Source organism: Pseudomonas sp. RIT-PI-a (genome assembly GCF_001187875.1).
Classification (GTDB): Bacteria; Pseudomonadota; Gammaproteobacteria; order Pseudomonadales; family Pseudomonadaceae; genus Aquipseudomonas; species Aquipseudomonas coleopterorum.
Map to the genome: position 1 here is coordinate 185621 of NZ_LGIR01000033.1, position 15776 is coordinate 201396.

The window sequence follows — 15776 nt, forward strand, 5'->3', positions numbered from 1 at the left end:
CACAGGCGTTAGAATGGCGCGAATTATTTTTTCCACAGGGATTGGTACTTTGACGGGATCCCGGCATCCTGTTGCGCACAATCCAAGAGGTGATTGATGCGCTCTGACTTGCCCGACTCAACTGCTATGGAACTCCCACCTGCCGCTGCCGCCGGCCCGATAAAGCCCGAGCGCGCTCGCTGGCTGGATCTGCTGAGCCGCTACCGGCAGCCGGTGGGGCTGGCCGTTACCCTGTTGCTGTTTGCCATCGCCCTGCTCGCCTGTCGGCATCTGCTCAGCGAACTGGACATCTACGCGCTGCACGACTCGGTACTGGCCACGCCGCCTGCTGCACTGGGCGGAGCCTTGCTGGCCATGGTCTGCGGCTTCATCATTCTGCTGGGCTATGAATGGTCCGCCAGCCGCTATGCCAATGTGGCTCTCCCGGCACGCACCTTGGCCCTGGGCGGCTTTACCTCATTCGCCATCGGCAACGCCATCGGCTTGTCGATGCTGTCCGGCGGTTCGGTTCGTTACCGGCTGTACTCGCGATTGGGCGTAGGTGCAGGCGAAGTCGCGCGCATGACCTTGTTCGCCAGCCTTTCGCTGGGCTGTGCATTGCCGCCGCTTGCCGCCGTGGCCACCCTGAGCAGCCTGCCCGCCGCTTCGCTGGCCCTGGGGCTTTCGCAAGGGCTGCTGGGAACCATCGCCGCGATCGTGCTGCTACTGACTGCCCTGCTGGTGCTGGGCGTCTATCGACGTCGTCTTGCCGAGCAGCCGCTGGCCGATAACCTGCTGGTCCGTGCCGGACGTCGCACCCTGCGCTTGCCGAGTGCGCGCCTGACCCTGCTGCAACTGGTCATCACCGCACTGGACGTGGTGGCAGCCGCCACCGTGCTCTATCTGTTGCTGCCCGAGGCTCCGCCGTTCGGTGCCTTCGTGCTGATCTACCTGCTGGCCCTCGCCGCCGGTGTGCTCAGCCACGTACCAGGGGGTGTCGGGGTCTTCGCGGCGATTCTGCGCGCCGCGTTCGCCGACACCCTGGGCGCCGCGCCCCTGGCTGCGGCGCTGCTGCTGTATCGCCTGATCTATGTCGTGCTGCCGATGCTGGTGGCGTGCGTGCTGCTGCTGGCCAACGAAGCGCGCCGTTTGTTCTTCGCCCAGCAGGCCATTCGCGTGGCCTCCGGGCTCGCCGCCCCGATCCTGGCGGTGCTGGTGTTCCTGTCCGGCGTCGTGCTGCTGTTCTCCGGTGCGACCCCAGAGATCGATACGCGCCTGCAGGACCTGGGCTTTCTGATCCCCCACCGCCTGATCGATGCTTCGCACCTGGGTGCCAGTCTGGTGGGCGTGCTGTGCCTGCTGCTGGCACAGGGGTTGCGCCGTCGCCTGTCGGCCGCGTGGGTATTGACCATGGTGCTGCTGCTGGTGGGTGCCGTGCTGTCGCTGCTCAAGGGCTTCGACTGGGAAGAGGCCTCGCTGCTGTGCATGACCGCACTGCTGCTCGCCGTCTTCAAGCGCTCCTTCTACCGGCCCAGCCGACTGCTGGAGTTGCCGTTCTCCCCGCTGTACCTGATCGCCAGCGTGTGCGTGGTGGGTGCATCGATCTGGTTGCTGTTCTTCGCCTACCAGGACGTACCCTACAGCACCAAGCTGTGGTGGCAGTTTGCGTTGGATGCCGATGCACCTCGCGGCCTGCGTTCGGCCCTGGGCAGCGCAGTGTTGTTGATCGTGGTTGCGCTGACCTGGCTGCTGCGCACCGCGCGCCCGGTGATCCATCTGCCCACACCCGAGGAACTGCAGCGCGCCGCGACCATTCTCAAGGCGTCGCATCAGCCCGATGGTGGCTTGGCCCTGACCGGCGACAAGGCGCTGCTGTTCCACCCCAAGGATGAAGCCTTTCTGATGTATGCCCGCCGCGGGCGCAGCCTGGTGGCGCTGTACGACCCCATCGGCCCGACCCAGCCGCGCGCCGAAATGATCTGGCAGTTCCGCGACCTCTGCGACTTTCACCACGCGCGCCCGGTGTTCTATCAGGTCCGGGCCGAGAACCTGCCGTTCTACATGGACATCGGCCTGACCGCGATCAAGCTGGGCGAAGAAGCCCGGGTCGACTTGTACGCTTTCGATCTGGAAGCCAAGGGCAAGGAAATGAAGGACCTGCGTTACACCTGGAACCGCGGCACCCGAGACGGTCTGTCGCTGGAGATCTACGAGCCCGGACAGGCGCCATTGGAAGAGCTCAAAGTCATTTCCGATGCGTGGCTCACGGGCAAGAACGTACGCGAGAAGGGGTTTTCCCTGGGCCGCTTCAGTCCGGAATACCTGAACCATTTCCGCATCGCGATCGTCCATTTCGAAGGCAAGCCCGTGGCGTTCGCCAACCTGCTGGAAACCGACAGCAAGGAGCTGGCCAGCCTGGACCTGATGCGTGCGCATCCCCAGGCGCCCAAGCTGACCATGGAGTTCATGATGGTAGGCTTGATCCAGCACTACAAGAAACACGGCTACGGGCGCTTCAGTCTGGGCATGGTGCCGCTGTCCGGTCTGCAACCGCGACGCGGTGCTCCCCTGACCCAGCGCCTTGGCTCGATGGTGTTCAATCGTGGCGAGCAGTTGTACAACTTCCAGGGCCTGCGCCGGTTCAAGGACAAGTTCCAGCCTACCTGGGAGCCTCGCTACATGGCCGTGCCGGCCGGCCTTGATCCGCTGGTGGCACTGGCCGATACCGCCGCCCTCATTGCAGGTGGCCTGACAGGATTGGTGAAACGCTGATGATTCGACGTTACTGGCGCAAGTTGTTCGCCTTGATCGTGGTACTGCTGCTGGCAGCTGCCGGCTACTACTGGTGGGCCACCCGCCCTGTCCCGGCTGCACAGCTCAGCGCACAACGCCTGAGCAACGGCAGCGACGCTCGCGATGTCGTCCCCGGCACGCGGACCAAGTCCCGGGTGGCGATCGCACTGCCCGCCGCCGAAGCCCTGACCGACAAGCAGTTGCTGGACTTGAGCCGGGACGCCTCCGCGCACATCGTCCAGGTGATCCTGCCGGAAACCGACTGCAGCGCGCAGCAAGCCGCGTTGAATGCCGCCATCGAGCGACTCGACGCCAAACCGGATCTGGTGGCGGGGATCGGTCCGGGCGCCTCGCTGGCCTGGCGCTGGCTGGCCACGCAGGACAACGACAAGGCCCAGGCCGTGTCGGTGGATCTGAGCGTGGAGAAACCCGACGGCTGTGTACCGGAGTTGCCGAAGAAAGCCGAGCATGGCCAATGGATGGTCGCCTGGAACGACAACCCCGACGACGCCAGCGCCGCGTTCGTGCGCGACCAACCCAATGCGCAGACCGTCATCAGCGATTACGACGTGAAGCTGCCGCAAGTGCTGAAGAATCAGGTCACCGATATTCTGGTCGGCGATGAAGGCACCCACCTGGCCATTCCGGTGGTCGAGGTGCCCGCAACGCAGAGCAACGACACCGTCAGCCTGTTCCTTTCCGGCGACGGCGGCTGGCGCGACCTCGACAAGGCGGTGGCCGGGGACATGGCGACCATGGGTTACCCAACAGTAGGGATCGACACCCTGCGCTATTACTGGGAGCACAAGACACCCGAGCAAAGCGCCGACGACCTGGTCGAGTTGATGCACTACTACCGACAGAAATGGGGCGCGAAGCGCTTCGTGCTGACCGGCTATTCGTTCGGTGCCGACGTGCTGCCAGCCATCTACAACCGCCTGCCCGCCGAGGAACAGAACAGCGTCAGCGCGATCATCCTGCTGGCCTTCGCGCGCAGTGGCAGCTTCGAGATCGAAGTCGAGGGATGGCTGGGCAATGCGGGCAAGGAGGCACCTACCGGCCCGGAAATGGCCAAGCTGCCGGCCGCCAAGGTGGTCTGCGTTTACGGCGAGGAAGAGGCCGATGAAAGCGGCTGTACCGAAGCCACCGCAGTGGGTGAGAAAATGAAGCTGCCAGGCGGGCATCACTTCGACGAGAACTACCCGGCGCTGGCCAAGCGCCTGGTGCAGCAGATCGACAAGCGTACCGGCTCGAACTGATCCTGCTCTAAAAACAAAGCCCCGGACCTGAACAGGTGCCGGGGCTTTTTTGTGGGGGTCAGGTGAGGCCTCTTCGCGGGCACTGCCGGCTCCTGCAGGGGAGTCGAGTCAGCAATGAGCATGCCCTGCCGCTGCCTCTCCCTACATTTCCACCTGCGTACCCAGCTCGATCACCCGATTCACTGGCAGCTTGAAGAAGCGCAGGTTGCCGTTGGCATTCTTCAGCATGAAGGCGAACAACTGCTCGCGCCAACGCGCCATGCCGGCCAGCTTGGAGGGGATCACCGTTTCGCGACTGAGGAAATAGGTGGTACGCATCGGGCTGAAGTCCAGGTCCGGCAGATCACAGAGGGCCAAGGCACCCGGTACGTCCGGTTCATCCATGAAGCCGTAGTGCAGAATCACCCTGAAGAACCCCTCACCATAGCTTTGCACTTCGAATCGACGGCCCACTGGCACCCGCGGCGTGTCCTCGTTGACCACCGTCAACAGCACCACTTGCTCATGCAGCACCTGGTTGTGCAGCAGGTTATGCAACAGCGCATGGGGTACGGCATCGGAGCGCGCGGTCAGGAACACCGCCGTGCCTTGGACGCGATGCGGTGGCTGCACGCTGATACTGCCGATGAAGATCGGCAGCGGCAGTCCGCCCTCGTCGATCCGCTCGACCAGCAGTTGCTTGCCGCGCTTCCAGGTGGTCATGAGGATGAACAGCACGGTCCCCGCCAGCACCGGAAAGGCACCGCCCTGGATGATCTTCGGCACGTTGGCGGCGAAGAACAGGCCATCCACCAGCAGGCAGCCGATCAGCACCGGCACCGCCAGCACCGGCGGCCATTTCCACAACAGCAGCATCACCGCCGAGACCAGAATGGTCGTCATCAGCATGGTGCCCGTGACCGCCACACCGTAGGCCGAAGCCAGGGCGCCAGAGGATTCGAAGCCGATCACCAACAGCACCACGCCGACCATCAACGCCCAGTTCACCGCGCCGATGTAGATCTGCCCCTGCTCGCTGCTCGACGTGTGCTGAATGTGCATGCGCGGAATATAGCCCAGCTGAATGGCCTGCTGGGTCAGGGAAAAGGCGCCGGAAATCACTGCCTGCGAAGCGATCACGGTGGCCAGGGTGGACAATGCCACCAAGGGCACCAGAGCCCAGCCCGGCGCCAGCAGGAAGAACGGATTGCGCGCCGCTTCGGGGTTTTCCAGCAGCAGGCCACCCTGACCGAAGTAGTTCAGCACCAGAGCGGGCAATACCAGGATGAACCAGGCGCGAGCGATGGGCTTGCGGCCGAAATGGCCCATGTCGGCGTACAGCGCTTCGGCGCCGGTCAGCGCCAGGACCACGGCGCCCAAAATCGCCACGCCCATGCCGGGATGAACGATGAAGAAGCGCACCGCCCAGGCCGGATTCAATGCCTTGAGCACTTCGGGATGCTGATACACGCCATAGGCGCCGAGCAGCCCCAGCACCAGAAACCACATCACCATCACCGGCCCGAACAGCTTGCCGATGCGCTGGGTGCCGTGTTTCTGGATCAGGAACAAGGCCACCAGCACCACCAGCGCCATGGGCACAACCCAGCGCTCCAGGCCATCGAAGGCCAACTCCATGCCCTCGATCGCCGAAAGCACCGAGACGGCCGGAGTGATCATGCTGTCGCCGTAGAACAGCGCCGCACCGGCCAATCCGCACACCACCATCAACGCGCGCAGCCTGGGCAGTGCTGAAGTGGCACGGGTCGCCAGTGCTGTCAGGGCCATGATGCCGCCCTCGCCCTGGTTGTCGGCGCGCAGCACGAACAGCATGTATTTGATCGAGACCACCCAGATCAGCGACCAGAAGATCAACGAGAGGATGCCCAGCACGCCATCGTGGGAAATGGGTACGCCGTAGCCCCCGGAAAAGACCTCCTTGAGGGTGTACAGCGGACTGGTGCCGATGTCGCCATATACGACGCCGACCGCTGCCACCAGCATGCCGATCGGGCGGGCTGTCGAATGCCCACCATTGCCGTCACTACTTGCCTGAACCATCGACTACTCCTGCGACCTTGATTTGTAACGCCATGTGGCGCGACGCGGCGAAGCATAGCGCAGCACTCGTCGTAATTCCTCGCATAATGCTGGTCAAGAGACCTCGCCATCGCTAGAATTGCGCACTTTTTGATCAGAGGCGTACCCAGCGCCCGCCTGTGCGGCCCACGAGGCCCTATCGATACCGAGGTTAGCCATGTCCACCACTCCTTCGTCGGCCGCTCCAAAGGTCGGCTTCGTCTCGCTGGGTTGCCCCAAGGCCCTGGTCGATTCCGAGCGCATCCTGACTCAGTTGCGCATGGAAGGTTACCAAGTGGTACCGACCTATGAAGACGCCGACGTCGTGGTGGTCAACACCTGTGGCTTCATCGACACCGCCAAGGCCGAGTCGCTGGAAGTGATTGGCGAGGCGCTCAAGGAAAACGGCAAGGTCATCGTCACCGGCTGCATGGGCGTCGAAGAGAATGCCATTCGCAAGGTGCATCCCAGCGTGCTGTCGGTCACCGGCCCTCAGCAATACGAGCAGGTGGTCAATGCCGTGCACGAAGTGGTGCCACCGCGTCAGGACCACAACCCGCTGATCGACCTGGTACCGCCGCAGGGCATCAAGCTCACGCCGCGTCACTATGCCTACCTGAAGATTTCCGAAGGCTGCAACCACAGCTGTAGCTTCTGCATCATTCCCTCGATGCGCGGCAAGCTGGTCAGCCGCCCGGTGGGCGATGTCCTGAGCGAGGCCGAGCGCCTGGTCAAGGCCGGGGTCAAGGAAGTGCTGGTCATCTCCCAGGACACCAGCGCCTACGGCGTGGACGTCAAGTACAAGACCGATTTCTGGAACGGTCGCCCGGTCAAGACGCGCATGCTCGAACTGTGCGAAGCGCTGAGCAGCCTGGGCGTCTGGGTCCGCCTGCACTACGTGTACCCCTACCCCAACGTCGACGACATCATTCCGCTGATGGCCGCCGGCAAGATCCTGCCGTACCTGGACATCCCGTTCCAGCACGCCAGCCCGAAAGTGCTCAAGGCGATGAAGCGCCCGGCCTTCGAAGACAAGACCCTGGCGCGCATCAAGAAGTGGCGCGAGCAGTGCCCGGATCTGATCATCCGTTCGACCTTCATCGTCGGCTTCCCAGGCGAGACCGAAGAAGACTTCCAGTACCTGCTGGACTGGCTGAGCGAGGCCCAGCTGGACCGCGTCGGCTGCTTCCAGTACTCGCCGGTCGAAGGCGCGCCGGCCAACCTGCTGGACGCCGACATCGTTGCGGACGACGTGAAGCAGGACCGTTGGGACCGCTTCATGGCGCACCAGCAGGCGATCAGTGCGGCACGCCTGCAGATGCGCATCGGCAAGCGTGTGGAAGTGCTGATCGATGAGGTCGAGGAACAGGGCGCCGTGGGTCGCTGCTTCTTCGATGCGCCGGAAATCGACGGTAACGTATTCATCGACGATGCCACTCACCTCAAGCCGGGCGACAAGGTCTGGTGCACCATCGTCGACGCCGACGAATACGATTTGTGGGCCGAACTGGCCTGACTCCAGGCGCTCTGACCCACCGTGCAAGCAGGCGGCGACCGAACCGGTTCGCCGTCGCGCCCACTCCCGTTGCCGGTCGCTGGGTAATCTGCGCGGGCTTAACCGCCGCCAGACAGTTACACTAGCGCCCTTTCCCAGCTACGGCCGCAGTCATGTCTGAACCCATTCGTCTCTCCAAACGCCTCATCGAACTGGTCGGGTGTTCCCGCCGCGAGGCTGAACTCTTCATCGAAGGCGGCTGGGTGTCCGTTGACGGCGTGGTGGTCGACGAACCGCAGTTCAAGGTGGACACGCAGAAGGTCGAGCTCGACCCGCAGGCCAAGGCCGAAGCGCCGGAACCGGTCACCCTGTTGCTGCACCAGGCGCCGGGACAGAGTGCCGAAGAGGCGCTGGCCACCCTTGACGCGCAGACCTTGTCCGGCGAGCACACCTTCGGCAAACGCCCGCTCAAGGGCCACTTCCTGCGCCTGAGCTGCGCGGCCGAGTTGCCGGCTAACGCCAGTGGCCTGCAGATTTTCACCCAGGACTGGAAGACCCTGCGCAAGCTGACCGCCGACGCGGCCAAGATCGAGCAGGAATACGTCGTGGAAGTGACGGGCGAAATGAGCCCCCACGGCCTCAATCGCCTCAATCACGGCGCGCTGTACAAAGGCAAGGCACTGCCGGCGGTCAAGGCCAGCTGGCAGAACGAGACACGCCTGCGCTTCGCCCTGAAGAACCCTGCACCGGGCGTACTGCAGCAACTGTGCGCCAGTGTCGGCCTGACGATTGTCTCGATCCGCCGCATCCGTGTCGGTGGGGTGTCGATGGGCAAGCTGCCGCTGGGCCAGTGGCGCTACCTGACGAGCAAGGAAAAATTCTGAACCCTCTCTTTTTCCGGCGCTGCCTGGGCAGTGTCGTTCAACCAGGACCTACACCATGATTCACAACGATGTACTGCGCAGCGTGCGCTACATGCTCGACATCAGCGATGGCAAGGTGGCTGACATCACTGCCCTGGGCGGACTGGAGATCAGCAAGGCCGACGTCATCGCCTACACCAAAAAGGACGAGGAAGAAGGCTTCGTGCATTGCCCGGACGCGGTCCTGGCGCACTTTCTCGATGGCCTGGTGATCTATCGCCGTGGTCGTGACGAAAACCGCCCGGCCCAGCCGGTCGAGCTGCCAGTGACCAACAACATCGTGTTGAAGAAACTGCGCGTGGCCTTCGAGCTCAAGGAAGACGACATGCACGCCGTGCTCAAGTCGGTGGACTTTCCGGTGTCCAAGCCCGAGCTGAGCGCCCTGTTTCGCAAGTTCGGTCACAACAACTACCGTCCCTGTGGCGACCAGTTGCTGCGCAACTTCCTCAAGGGCCTGACCCTGCGAGTCCGCGGTTAAGCCCCATGGCCTATAGCGTCGAACCCATCGGTTTTGTCCGCTCCTGTTTCAAGGAAAAATTCGCCATCCCGCGCCAGCCCCAACTGGCGCCGGCCGCGCGCGGTGTGCTTGAGCTGCTGCCACCGTTCGATCAGGGCGAGGCCGTGCAGGGACTGGAAGAGGTCAGCCATGTGTGGCTGCTGTTCCTGTTTCATGAGGCCCTGGAAGACAAGCCACGCTTGAAGGTTCGTCCACCACGGCTGGGGGGCAACCAGTCGATCGGCGTCTTCGCCACCCGCGCTACCCATCGGCCCAACGGCATTGGCCAGTCAGTGGTGCGCCTGGACAAGATCGAAGGCTCGCGCTTGCACCTGTCCGGTATCGATTTGCTGGACGGCACGCCCGTGCTGGACATCAAGCCCTACGTACCCTATGCCGATAACGTGCCTGGCGCCGTCAATGCGATCGCCAGCGCCGCGCCAGCGCTCATTGCCGTGCAGTGGCAGGAGGCCGGTCTGGCGCAGGCCCGAACGCACGCCGCTCGCCTGCAGCAGCCCTTGGTCGAACTGATCGAACAGTGCCTGGCCCAAGACCCACGTCCGGCCTACCAGAAACCCGCGCCGGAGCGCGAGTACGGTGCGCGGTTCTGGGATGTGGACGTGCGTTGGCATTATCCGCAACCCGACCTGATTCGTGTGCTGGAAGTGGTGTTGCCCTAGACCTTTTCACAGCCCACAAAAAAACCGCCCGAGGGCGGTTTTTTTCAGGATGCTATTCAGCCGCTTACTTCTCGACGAAGGCGCGCTCGATCAGGTAGTCACCCGGCTCACGCATGCGTGGCGAAACGGTCAGGCCGAAGCTGTTGAGCACTTCGCTGGTCTCGTCGAGCATGCTCGGGCTGCCGCACAGCATGGCGCGGTCGTCCTGCGGGTTGATCGGCGGCAGGCCGATGTCACTGAACAGCTTGCCGCTGCGCATCAGGTCGGTCAGGCGGCCTTCGTTCTCGAACGGCTCGCGCGTCACGGTGGGGTAGTAGATCAGCTTGTCGCGCAGGGCTTCACCGAAGAACTCGTTCTGCGGCAGGTGCTCGGTGATGAACTCGCGGTAGGCGACCTCGTTCACGTAACGCACGCCGTGGCAGAGAATGACCTTCTCGAAGCGCTCATAGGTTTCAGGGTCCTGGATGACGCTCATGAATGGCGCCAGGCCAGTGCCGGTGCTCAGCAGGTAGAGGTGCTTGCCCGGCTTCAGGTCGTCGAGGACCAGGGTGCCGGTGGGCTTCTTGCTGATGATGATCTCGTCGCCTTCCTTGAGGTGCTGCAGCTGCGAGGTCAGCGGGCCGTCAGGCACCTTGATGCTGAAGAACTCCAGATGCTCTTCCCAGTTCGGGCTGGCGATCGAGTAGGCGCGCATAAGCGGGCGGCCGTTTGGCTGCTGCAGGCCGATCATCACGAACTGCCCGTTCTCGAAGCGCAGGCCCGGATCGCGGGTGCACTTGAAGCTAAACAGGGTGTCATTCCAGTGATGAACACTGAGTACACGTTCGTGGTTCATGTTGCTCATGTACGGGGCTCCTAGAAAAAGCGTACGCCTGACAGGGGCGCGAGTGCGCAGTAGTTTACGGGGATGAACAATATCTGTTAAATGGATTATTGAGATATGGGTAATCGGTTATATAGATATGCGATTCACACTCCGCCAATTGCAAGTCTTCGTCACCGTGGCCCAGCAGGAAAGCGTGTCGCGCGCTGCCAACCTGCTGTCGCTGTCGCAGTCGGCGACCAGCACCTCCATCACCGAGCTTGAGCGGCAATCGAGCTGTCAGCTGTTCGACCGCGCCGGCAAGCGCCTGAGTCTCAATGCCCTAGGCCATCAATTGCTCCCCCAGGCCGTGGCCCTGCTCGACCAGGCCAAGGAAATCGAAGACCTGCTCAACGGCAAGTCCGGATTCGGCTCGCTGGCAGTGGGCGCGACCTTGACCATCGGCAACTACCTGGCCACTTTGCTGATCGGCCGCTTCATGCAGGTGCACCCGGAAAGTCAGGTGAAGCTGCACGTACAGAACACCGCCAACATCGTCCAGCAAGTCGCCCATTACGAAATCGATCTGGGTTTGATCGAAGGCGACTGCAGTCATCCCGACATCGAGGTGCAGCCCTGGGTCGAAGACGAACTGGTGGTGTTCTGCGCACCGCGTCACCCATTGGCTCGCGTACCCAGCGCCAGCCTGGCGCTGCTGACCCAGGAGGCGTGGATTCTGCGCGAACAAGGCTCGGGCACGCGCCTGACCTTCGACCAAGCCATGCGCCACCATCGCCTGGCACTCAACATCCGGCTCGAACTGGAACACACCGAAGCGATCAAGCGTGCCGTGGAGTCCGGGCTGGGCATCGGCTGCATCTCGCGACTGGCCTTGCGCGACGCTTTTCGGCGCGGCAGCCTGGTGCCGGTGCACACGCCCGAACTGGATCTGGCGCGACAGTTCTACTTCATCTGGCACAAACGCAAATACCAGACGTCAGCGATGCGCGAGTTTCTCGAACTGTGCCGCGCCTTCACCGCCGGCGCCCAGCGCAGCGACGAAATCGTGCTGCCCGACATCGCCTGACCTCAGGCGCCGGTTACAGCAAAATCACTGCCCACACCAGCACGATCATGGTCAGCGCGACGAACTGGGCTGCGCTGCCCATGTCCTTGGCATTCTTCGACAACGGATGACGCTCCAGCGAGATGCGGTCGATGGCCGCCTCGATCGCCGAGTTGAGCAGCTCCACGATCAACGCCAGCAGGCACACGGCAATGAGCACCGCCCGCTCCACACGGCTGACCTGCAGCAAAAAGCTTACGGGCACCAGCACGACGCTGAGCAGCACCAGTTGGCGGAACGCGGCTTCGCCGGTGAACGCGGCGCGCAGGCCGTCAAAGGAGTAGCCGGTGGCGTTGAGAATACGTTTGAGGCCGGTCTGGCCCTTGAAAGGTGACATGCGCGACGATCCGGAAAGGGAAAACGGCCGACACTGAAACGTTCGGCATTGAAAGAGGTGACGGTACAGCTCAGTTCGCGGAGGTGGACTCCAGTTGTTGCAACAGCAAGGCGGCCTGGGTGCGAGTGCGCACGCCCAGCTTGCGGAAGATCGCCGTCACGTGGGCCTTGATGGTGGCTTCCGACACGCCGAGTTCGTAGGCGATCTGCTTGTTCAGCAGCCCTTCGCAGACCATGGTGAGTACCCTGAACTGCTGAGGCGTCAAGCTGGCCAGTCCTTCGCTGGCGGCCTTGGCTTCAGCGGAGACGCTAACCGCCTCGAACGCCTGCGGCGGCCACCACACCTCCCCATCCAGCACATCACGCACGGCGGCCTGGATGGTTTCCAGCGGACTCGACTTGGGGATGAAACCACTGGCGCCAAATTCACGCGAGCGCACCATGACCCAGGCGTCTTCCTGGGCCGAGACCATCACCACCGGGATCTGCGGGTACTGGCCACGCAGCAAGACCAGCCCCGAGAAGCCATAGGCGCCTGGCATGTTGAGATCCAGCAGCACCAGGTCCCAGTCGGCCTTTTCATCGAGACGCCCCTCGAGCTCGGCAATGCTCGCCACCTCGACCAGACGCACGTCCGCGCCCAGTCCCATGGTCAAGGCCTGGTGCAGCGCACTGCGGAACAGAGGATGGTCGTCGGCGATCAGGATTTCGTAAGTGGCCATTGATCACAGGATTCCAGGAAATGAAGCCGCTCGGACAGTACCGCCCGATTCGGCGCCAAGAATGCCGACCCCGCTCATGGTGGTCAAGCGACTCCACGGCCAGAGTCGACTCGGATTCGACGCAGTGCCCGGAATTATAGGTAGTCGACCAGGAATCGATGCCCCGCATCCGTCTCGTCGACGGGCTCCTGAAATTTCGCCGCCAGGTAGTGTGCACTGAACACATCCAGATAGGCATCCAGCACTCGCGCTGCCGCCTCGTCCCCGGCCAACTCCAGACACAGCGCGGCCACCTCGGCCGTGCAGAAGTGATCATCACGCTTGGAACGGCGCAAGGTGTAGCGCGACAGTTGCTCAGGCGCCAGGCTCAGCACTGGCAGCGAGGCCAGATAGGGGCTCTTGCGGAACATCTTTCGCGCTTCGGTCCAGGTCGCGTCCAGCAGGATGAACAGCGGACGCCGGCCGGGCTGGGGAGTCACGCTGTTCGTCACCCGCTGCGGCTCGACGAATTCTCCGGGAAAGACCAGGTAGGGTTGCCACTGTGGATCGGCCAGCAGCGCCAGCAATTGTGGGTCGACACCCACCCGCGACCACATGAAGGCATGGGTGTCGGCGATCACGTCCGCGATCAGCCAACCGGTATTGCTGGGTTTCATGGGTTCGACGTCATGCATCAGCAGACACATGGCCGACTGCGCAGCGACGCTGGGGCGCCAGGCACACAGACAGTACTGGGGAATGACCCGGCAACGCGGGCAGCGCGGCGCACGCGAACCCCTTGCGGTAAATGGCTGGGTACTGCGCGCCAGACGCTCGCTGCGCAGACGGAAAACGGCATGGCTCATTGCAGATCACGCTGGGAACTGGGGCGCGGATTCTAGCAGAGCTGACCCTGGGAGCGATGCCGATGGTGAGCCGACGTGCCGCACCGTATAATCCGCCTACCCTCAGAGGTGGGTGAACGCCTGTACCATCGACAGGTCATACGCCCACTTGTCTTGCCCGGCTTTTTGCCCAGGAGTGTTTCATGCTGCGCTTTATCGCCCCATCCTTCGCCTTGCTGCTTGCCCTGCCGCTGGCCGCCCACGCTGCCTCGTTGAAGGAGATGGAACTGTCGAAAAACCTGCAGAAAGTCGCTCAGCAAAGCAGTGTGGGTACGCCGCGCGCAATCAACGAGGACATCCTCGATCAAGGTTTCACCGTCGAAGGCAACCAGTTGATCAACCATCTGAGCGTTCGCGAAAGCCAGGCCGAAGAGATGCGCCGTGATCCCAAAACCGTGTACCTGCAGCTGGGTGCCAGCGTGTGTCGCAACAAGGGATTCCGCAACCTGATGGCACAGGGTGCCGTGATGCGCTACGACTTCACCGAATACAAGACCAATCGCACCATCGGTACTCAGTCCTACACCGCCAAGGATTGCGGCAAATAATACTCTGAGAAAAGTGACGGTGCTCCTCGACGAGCACCGCTGACTCAACGGCGAAATGGATCAGTCCAGATCCTTGCCGTTGAGTAGACGGGAAATCAGCTCCATCGGGTAGCCCCGATATGCCAGGAAGCGTGTCTGCTGGGCCCGCTCCTTGGCTTCAGTGGGAAGCCTGGCAGCGAACTTGCGCTCCCAGACATCACGCAGCTGTACGCCCCAATCAAATCCGCTTTGACGAAGTGCCTGTTCGACATCAGCCCGCTGCAGACCGCGCTGGGTCAGGTCTTCGCGTATCCGCGCAGGCCCGTAGCCCGAGTTGGCTCGGTAGCGAATGAAGCTTTCCAGATAACGCGCTTCGGACAACAAGCCTTCGTCGGTGAGACGATCAAGCTCGGTGTCGATCATTTCGGGGGAGGCGCCGCGCTGACGCAATTTGCGCGTCAGCTCGACTCGACCGTGCTCGCGACGTGCGAGCAGGTCCATGGCAGACCGTCGCACGGCGACGGGTGTATCTAGTACGACAGGTGGCATGGGCTAATCAGAAATCAGCTTCTGCTTCGGCCGTGTCTGCAGCGGGTGCAGTCGCCGCCGATGCCTTGTCTGCTGCCGCCTTGTCGGTACCACCGGTCAGCAGTTTGTCGCGGATCTGCTTCTCGAGAGTGGCCTTGATTTCCGGGTTGTCTTGCAGGAACTTGGCCGAGTTGGCCTTGCCCTGACCGATCTTGCTGCCCTGGTAGCTGTACCAGGCACCCGACTTCTCCAGCAGCCCGTTGGCCACACCCAGATCGACGATTTCGCCGTTCAGGTAGATGCCCTTGCCGTACAGGATCTGGAACTCGGCCTGACGGAATGGCGGTGCTACCTTGTTCTTGACGACCTTGACGCGGGTTTCGCTGCCCACCACTTCGTCGCCTTCCTTGACTGCGCCGGTGCGGCGGATGTCCAGGCGAACCGAGGCGTAGAACTTGAGCGCGTTACCACCGGTGGTGGTTTCCGGGCTGCCGAACATCACGCCGATCTTCATGCGGATCTGGTTGATGAAGATAACCAGGCAGTTGGCGTTCTTGATGTTACCGGTGATCTTGCGCAGCGCCTGGGACATCAGGCGTGCCTGCAGACCCACGTGCATGTCGCCCATCTCGCCTTCGATCTCGGCCTTGGGCACCAGTGCGGCCACGGAGTCGACGATGATCACGTCGACCGCGTTGGAGCGCACCAGCATGTCGGTGATTTCCAGCGCCTGCTCGCCGGTGTCCGGCTGAGAGACCAGCAGGTCATCAACGTTGACGCCCAGCTTGCCAGCGTATTCGGGATCCAGCGCGTGCTCGGCGTCGACGAAGGCGCAGGTTGCACCGGCCTTCTGAGCCTGGGCGATGACCGAAAGCGTCAGCGTGGTCTTACCCGACGATTCCGGGCCGTAGATCTCGACGATCCGGCCTTTTGGCAGACCGCCGATACCCAGCGCGATATCCAGACCAAGCGAACCGGTAGAGATGGCCGGAATCGCTTGGCGATCGTGGTCACCCATGCGCATGACGGCGCCCTTACCGAATTGACGTTCGATCTGACCCAGGGCCGCAGCCAAGGCACGCTTCTTGTTGTCGTCCATTGAAGTCCTCACGTAATCAATAAGGCCTGACGGCCAGAACACCTGTATAAGTAGCCAGTATTATTCCAC

General features: G+C 62.7%; 15 protein-coding genes. 8 read left to right on the forward strand and 7 right to left on the reverse strand.

The window, feature by feature from the left end:
• The first annotated feature begins 96 nt into the window (after nucleotides 1-96).
• Nucleotides 97-2751 (forward strand): bifunctional lysylphosphatidylglycerol flippase/synthetase MprF, encoded by a 2655-nt coding sequence (gene mprF, locus AC788_RS19795; RefSeq protein ID WP_049862248.1) that lies wholly within the window; start codon nucleotides 97-99, stop codon nucleotides 2749-2751.
• Nucleotides 2751-4031 carry a virulence factor family protein gene (locus tag AC788_RS19800; RefSeq protein WP_049862249.1) on the forward strand — a complete coding sequence of 427 codons (1281 nt, stop codon included), beginning with the start codon at nucleotides 2751-2753 and terminating at the stop codon, nucleotides 4029-4031. Before mprF ends, AC788_RS19800 begins: the two co-directional genes overlap by 1 nt.
• A 141-nt stretch (nucleotides 4032-4172) precedes the next feature.
• Here AC788_RS19800 and AC788_RS19805 read toward each other — a convergent pair whose 3' ends face one another.
• Entirely contained in the window at nucleotides 4173-6071 is a 1899-nt protein-coding gene (locus AC788_RS19805; RefSeq protein ID WP_049862250.1) for a potassium transporter Kup, read from the reverse strand.
• Between the two features lie 196 nt (nucleotides 6072-6267).
• Here AC788_RS19805 and rimO point away from each other — a divergent pair, with 196 nt between their 5' ends.
• The 4 genes from rimO (at nucleotide 6268) to tsaA (ending at nucleotide 9683) form a co-directional block, all read left to right on the forward strand.
• A complete protein-coding gene (rimO, locus tag AC788_RS19810) occupies nucleotides 6268-7605 on the forward strand; it encodes a 30S ribosomal protein S12 methylthiotransferase RimO (RefSeq protein ID WP_049862251.1) in 1338 nt (445 codons plus the stop codon).
• 152 nt (nucleotides 7606-7757) lie between these two features.
• On the forward strand, nucleotides 7758-8468 hold the full coding sequence (locus AC788_RS19815; RefSeq protein ID WP_049862252.1) for an rRNA pseudouridine synthase: 711 nt from the start codon (nucleotides 7758-7760) through the stop codon (nucleotides 8466-8468).
• 55 nt (nucleotides 8469-8523) lie between these two features.
• A complete protein-coding gene (locus AC788_RS19820) occupies nucleotides 8524-8985 on the forward strand; it encodes a DUF1456 family protein (RefSeq protein WP_049862253.1) in 462 nt (153 codons plus the stop codon).
• 5 nt (nucleotides 8986-8990) lie between these two features.
• On the forward strand, nucleotides 8991-9683 hold the full coding sequence (tsaA, locus tag AC788_RS19825; protein ID WP_049862254.1) for a tRNA (N6-threonylcarbamoyladenosine(37)-N6)-methyltransferase TrmO: 693 nt from the start codon (nucleotides 8991-8993) through the stop codon (nucleotides 9681-9683).
• Between the two features lie 64 nt (nucleotides 9684-9747).
• Here the strand turns inward: tsaA and fpr are convergent, their stop codons facing one another.
• Nucleotides 9748-10527, reverse strand: coding sequence for a ferredoxin-NADP reductase (gene fpr / locus AC788_RS19830; protein WP_002554680.1), 780 nt, complete (start codon nucleotides 10525-10527; stop codon nucleotides 9748-9750).
• Nucleotides 10528-10645: 118 nt separating this feature from the next.
• On the opposite strand from fpr, the gene AC788_RS19835 reads away from it, so the two are divergent.
• Nucleotides 10646-11572: a LysR family transcriptional regulator gene (locus AC788_RS19835; RefSeq protein ID WP_049862255.1), complete on the forward strand. Its 927-nt coding sequence runs from the start codon at nucleotides 10646-10648 to the stop codon at nucleotides 11570-11572.
• Between the two features lie 13 nt (nucleotides 11573-11585).
• Here the strand turns inward: AC788_RS19835 and AC788_RS19840 are convergent, their stop codons facing one another.
• The 3 genes from AC788_RS19840 to AC788_RS19850 form a co-directional block, all read right to left on the reverse strand.
• A complete protein-coding gene (locus tag AC788_RS19840; protein ID WP_049862257.1) occupies nucleotides 11586-11948 on the reverse strand; it encodes a diacylglycerol kinase in 363 nt (120 codons plus the stop codon).
• Between the two features lie 70 nt (nucleotides 11949-12018).
• The gene (gene erdR / locus AC788_RS19845) at nucleotides 12019-12669 is read right to left on the reverse strand and encodes a response regulator transcription factor ErdR (protein ID WP_049862258.1); all 651 of its coding nucleotides are present in this window, start codon (nucleotides 12667-12669) and stop codon (nucleotides 12019-12021) included.
• A 134-nt stretch (nucleotides 12670-12803) separates the two neighbouring features.
• A complete protein-coding gene (locus AC788_RS19850; protein ID WP_049862259.1) occupies nucleotides 12804-13514 on the reverse strand; it encodes a tRNA-uridine aminocarboxypropyltransferase in 711 nt (236 codons plus the stop codon).
• Nucleotides 13515-13696: 182 nt separating this feature from the next.
• Here AC788_RS19850 and AC788_RS19855 point away from each other — a divergent pair, with 182 nt between their 5' ends.
• Complete coding sequence (locus tag AC788_RS19855; protein ID WP_049862260.1) at nucleotides 13697-14101, forward strand: PA3611 family quorum-sensing-regulated virulence factor; 405 nt, start codon at nucleotides 13697-13699, stop codon at nucleotides 14099-14101.
• Between the two features lie 60 nt (nucleotides 14102-14161).
• Here AC788_RS19855 and recX read toward each other — a convergent pair whose 3' ends face one another.
• Together recX and recA are read right to left on the reverse strand one after the other, a co-directional pair.
• Nucleotides 14162-14629: a recombination regulator RecX gene (recX, locus tag AC788_RS19860; protein ID WP_082223731.1), complete on the reverse strand. Its 468-nt coding sequence runs from the start codon at nucleotides 14627-14629 to the stop codon at nucleotides 14162-14164.
• A 7-nt stretch (nucleotides 14630-14636) separates the two neighbouring features.
• A complete protein-coding gene (gene recA / locus AC788_RS19865; RefSeq protein ID WP_043185156.1) occupies nucleotides 14637-15707 on the reverse strand; it encodes a recombinase RecA in 1071 nt (356 codons plus the stop codon).
• Between the last annotated feature and the right edge of the window lie 69 nt (nucleotides 15708-15776).

Excerpts from the sequence above, each read along its gene's own strand:
- tsaA (WP_049862254.1), top strand. The coding sequence starts at position 8,991 with ATGGCCTATAGCGTCGAACCCATCGGTTTTGTCCGCTCCTGTTTCAAG.
- AC788_RS19800 (WP_049862249.1), top strand. The coding sequence starts at position 2,751 with ATGATTCGACGTTACTGGCGCAAGTTGTTCGCCTTGATCGTGGTACTG.
- mprF (WP_049862248.1), top strand. The coding sequence starts at position 97 with ATGCGCTCTGACTTGCCCGACTCAACTGCTATGGAACTCCCACCTGCC.
- AC788_RS19805 (WP_049862250.1), bottom strand. The coding sequence starts at position 6,071 with ATGGTTCAGGCAAGTAGTGACGGCAATGGTGGGCATTCGACAGCCCGC.
- AC788_RS19820 (WP_049862253.1), top strand. The coding sequence starts at position 8,524 with ATGATTCACAACGATGTACTGCGCAGCGTGCGCTACATGCTCGACATC.
- fpr (WP_002554680.1), bottom strand. The coding sequence starts at position 10,527 with ATGAGCAACATGAACCACGAACGTGTACTCAGTGTTCATCACTGGAAT.
- recX (WP_082223731.1), bottom strand. The coding sequence starts at position 14,629 with ATGCCACCTGTCGTACTAGATACACCCGTCGCCGTGCGACGGTCTGCC.
- erdR (WP_049862258.1), bottom strand. The coding sequence starts at position 12,669 with ATGGCCACTTACGAAATCCTGATCGCCGACGACCATCCTCTGTTCCGC.
- AC788_RS19835 (WP_049862255.1), top strand. The coding sequence starts at position 10,646 with ATGCGATTCACACTCCGCCAATTGCAAGTCTTCGTCACCGTGGCCCAG.
- AC788_RS19850 (WP_049862259.1), bottom strand. The coding sequence starts at position 13,514 with ATGAGCCATGCCGTTTTCCGTCTGCGCAGCGAGCGTCTGGCGCGCAGT.
- rimO (WP_049862251.1), top strand. The coding sequence starts at position 6,268 with ATGTCCACCACTCCTTCGTCGGCCGCTCCAAAGGTCGGCTTCGTCTCG.
- AC788_RS19855 (WP_049862260.1), top strand. The coding sequence starts at position 13,697 with ATGCTGCGCTTTATCGCCCCATCCTTCGCCTTGCTGCTTGCCCTGCCG.
- AC788_RS19815 (WP_049862252.1), top strand. The coding sequence starts at position 7,758 with ATGTCTGAACCCATTCGTCTCTCCAAACGCCTCATCGAACTGGTCGGG.
- recA (WP_043185156.1), bottom strand. The coding sequence starts at position 15,707 with ATGGACGACAACAAGAAGCGTGCCTTGGCTGCGGCCCTGGGTCAGATC.
- AC788_RS19840 (WP_049862257.1), bottom strand. The coding sequence starts at position 11,948 with ATGTCACCTTTCAAGGGCCAGACCGGCCTCAAACGTATTCTCAACGCC.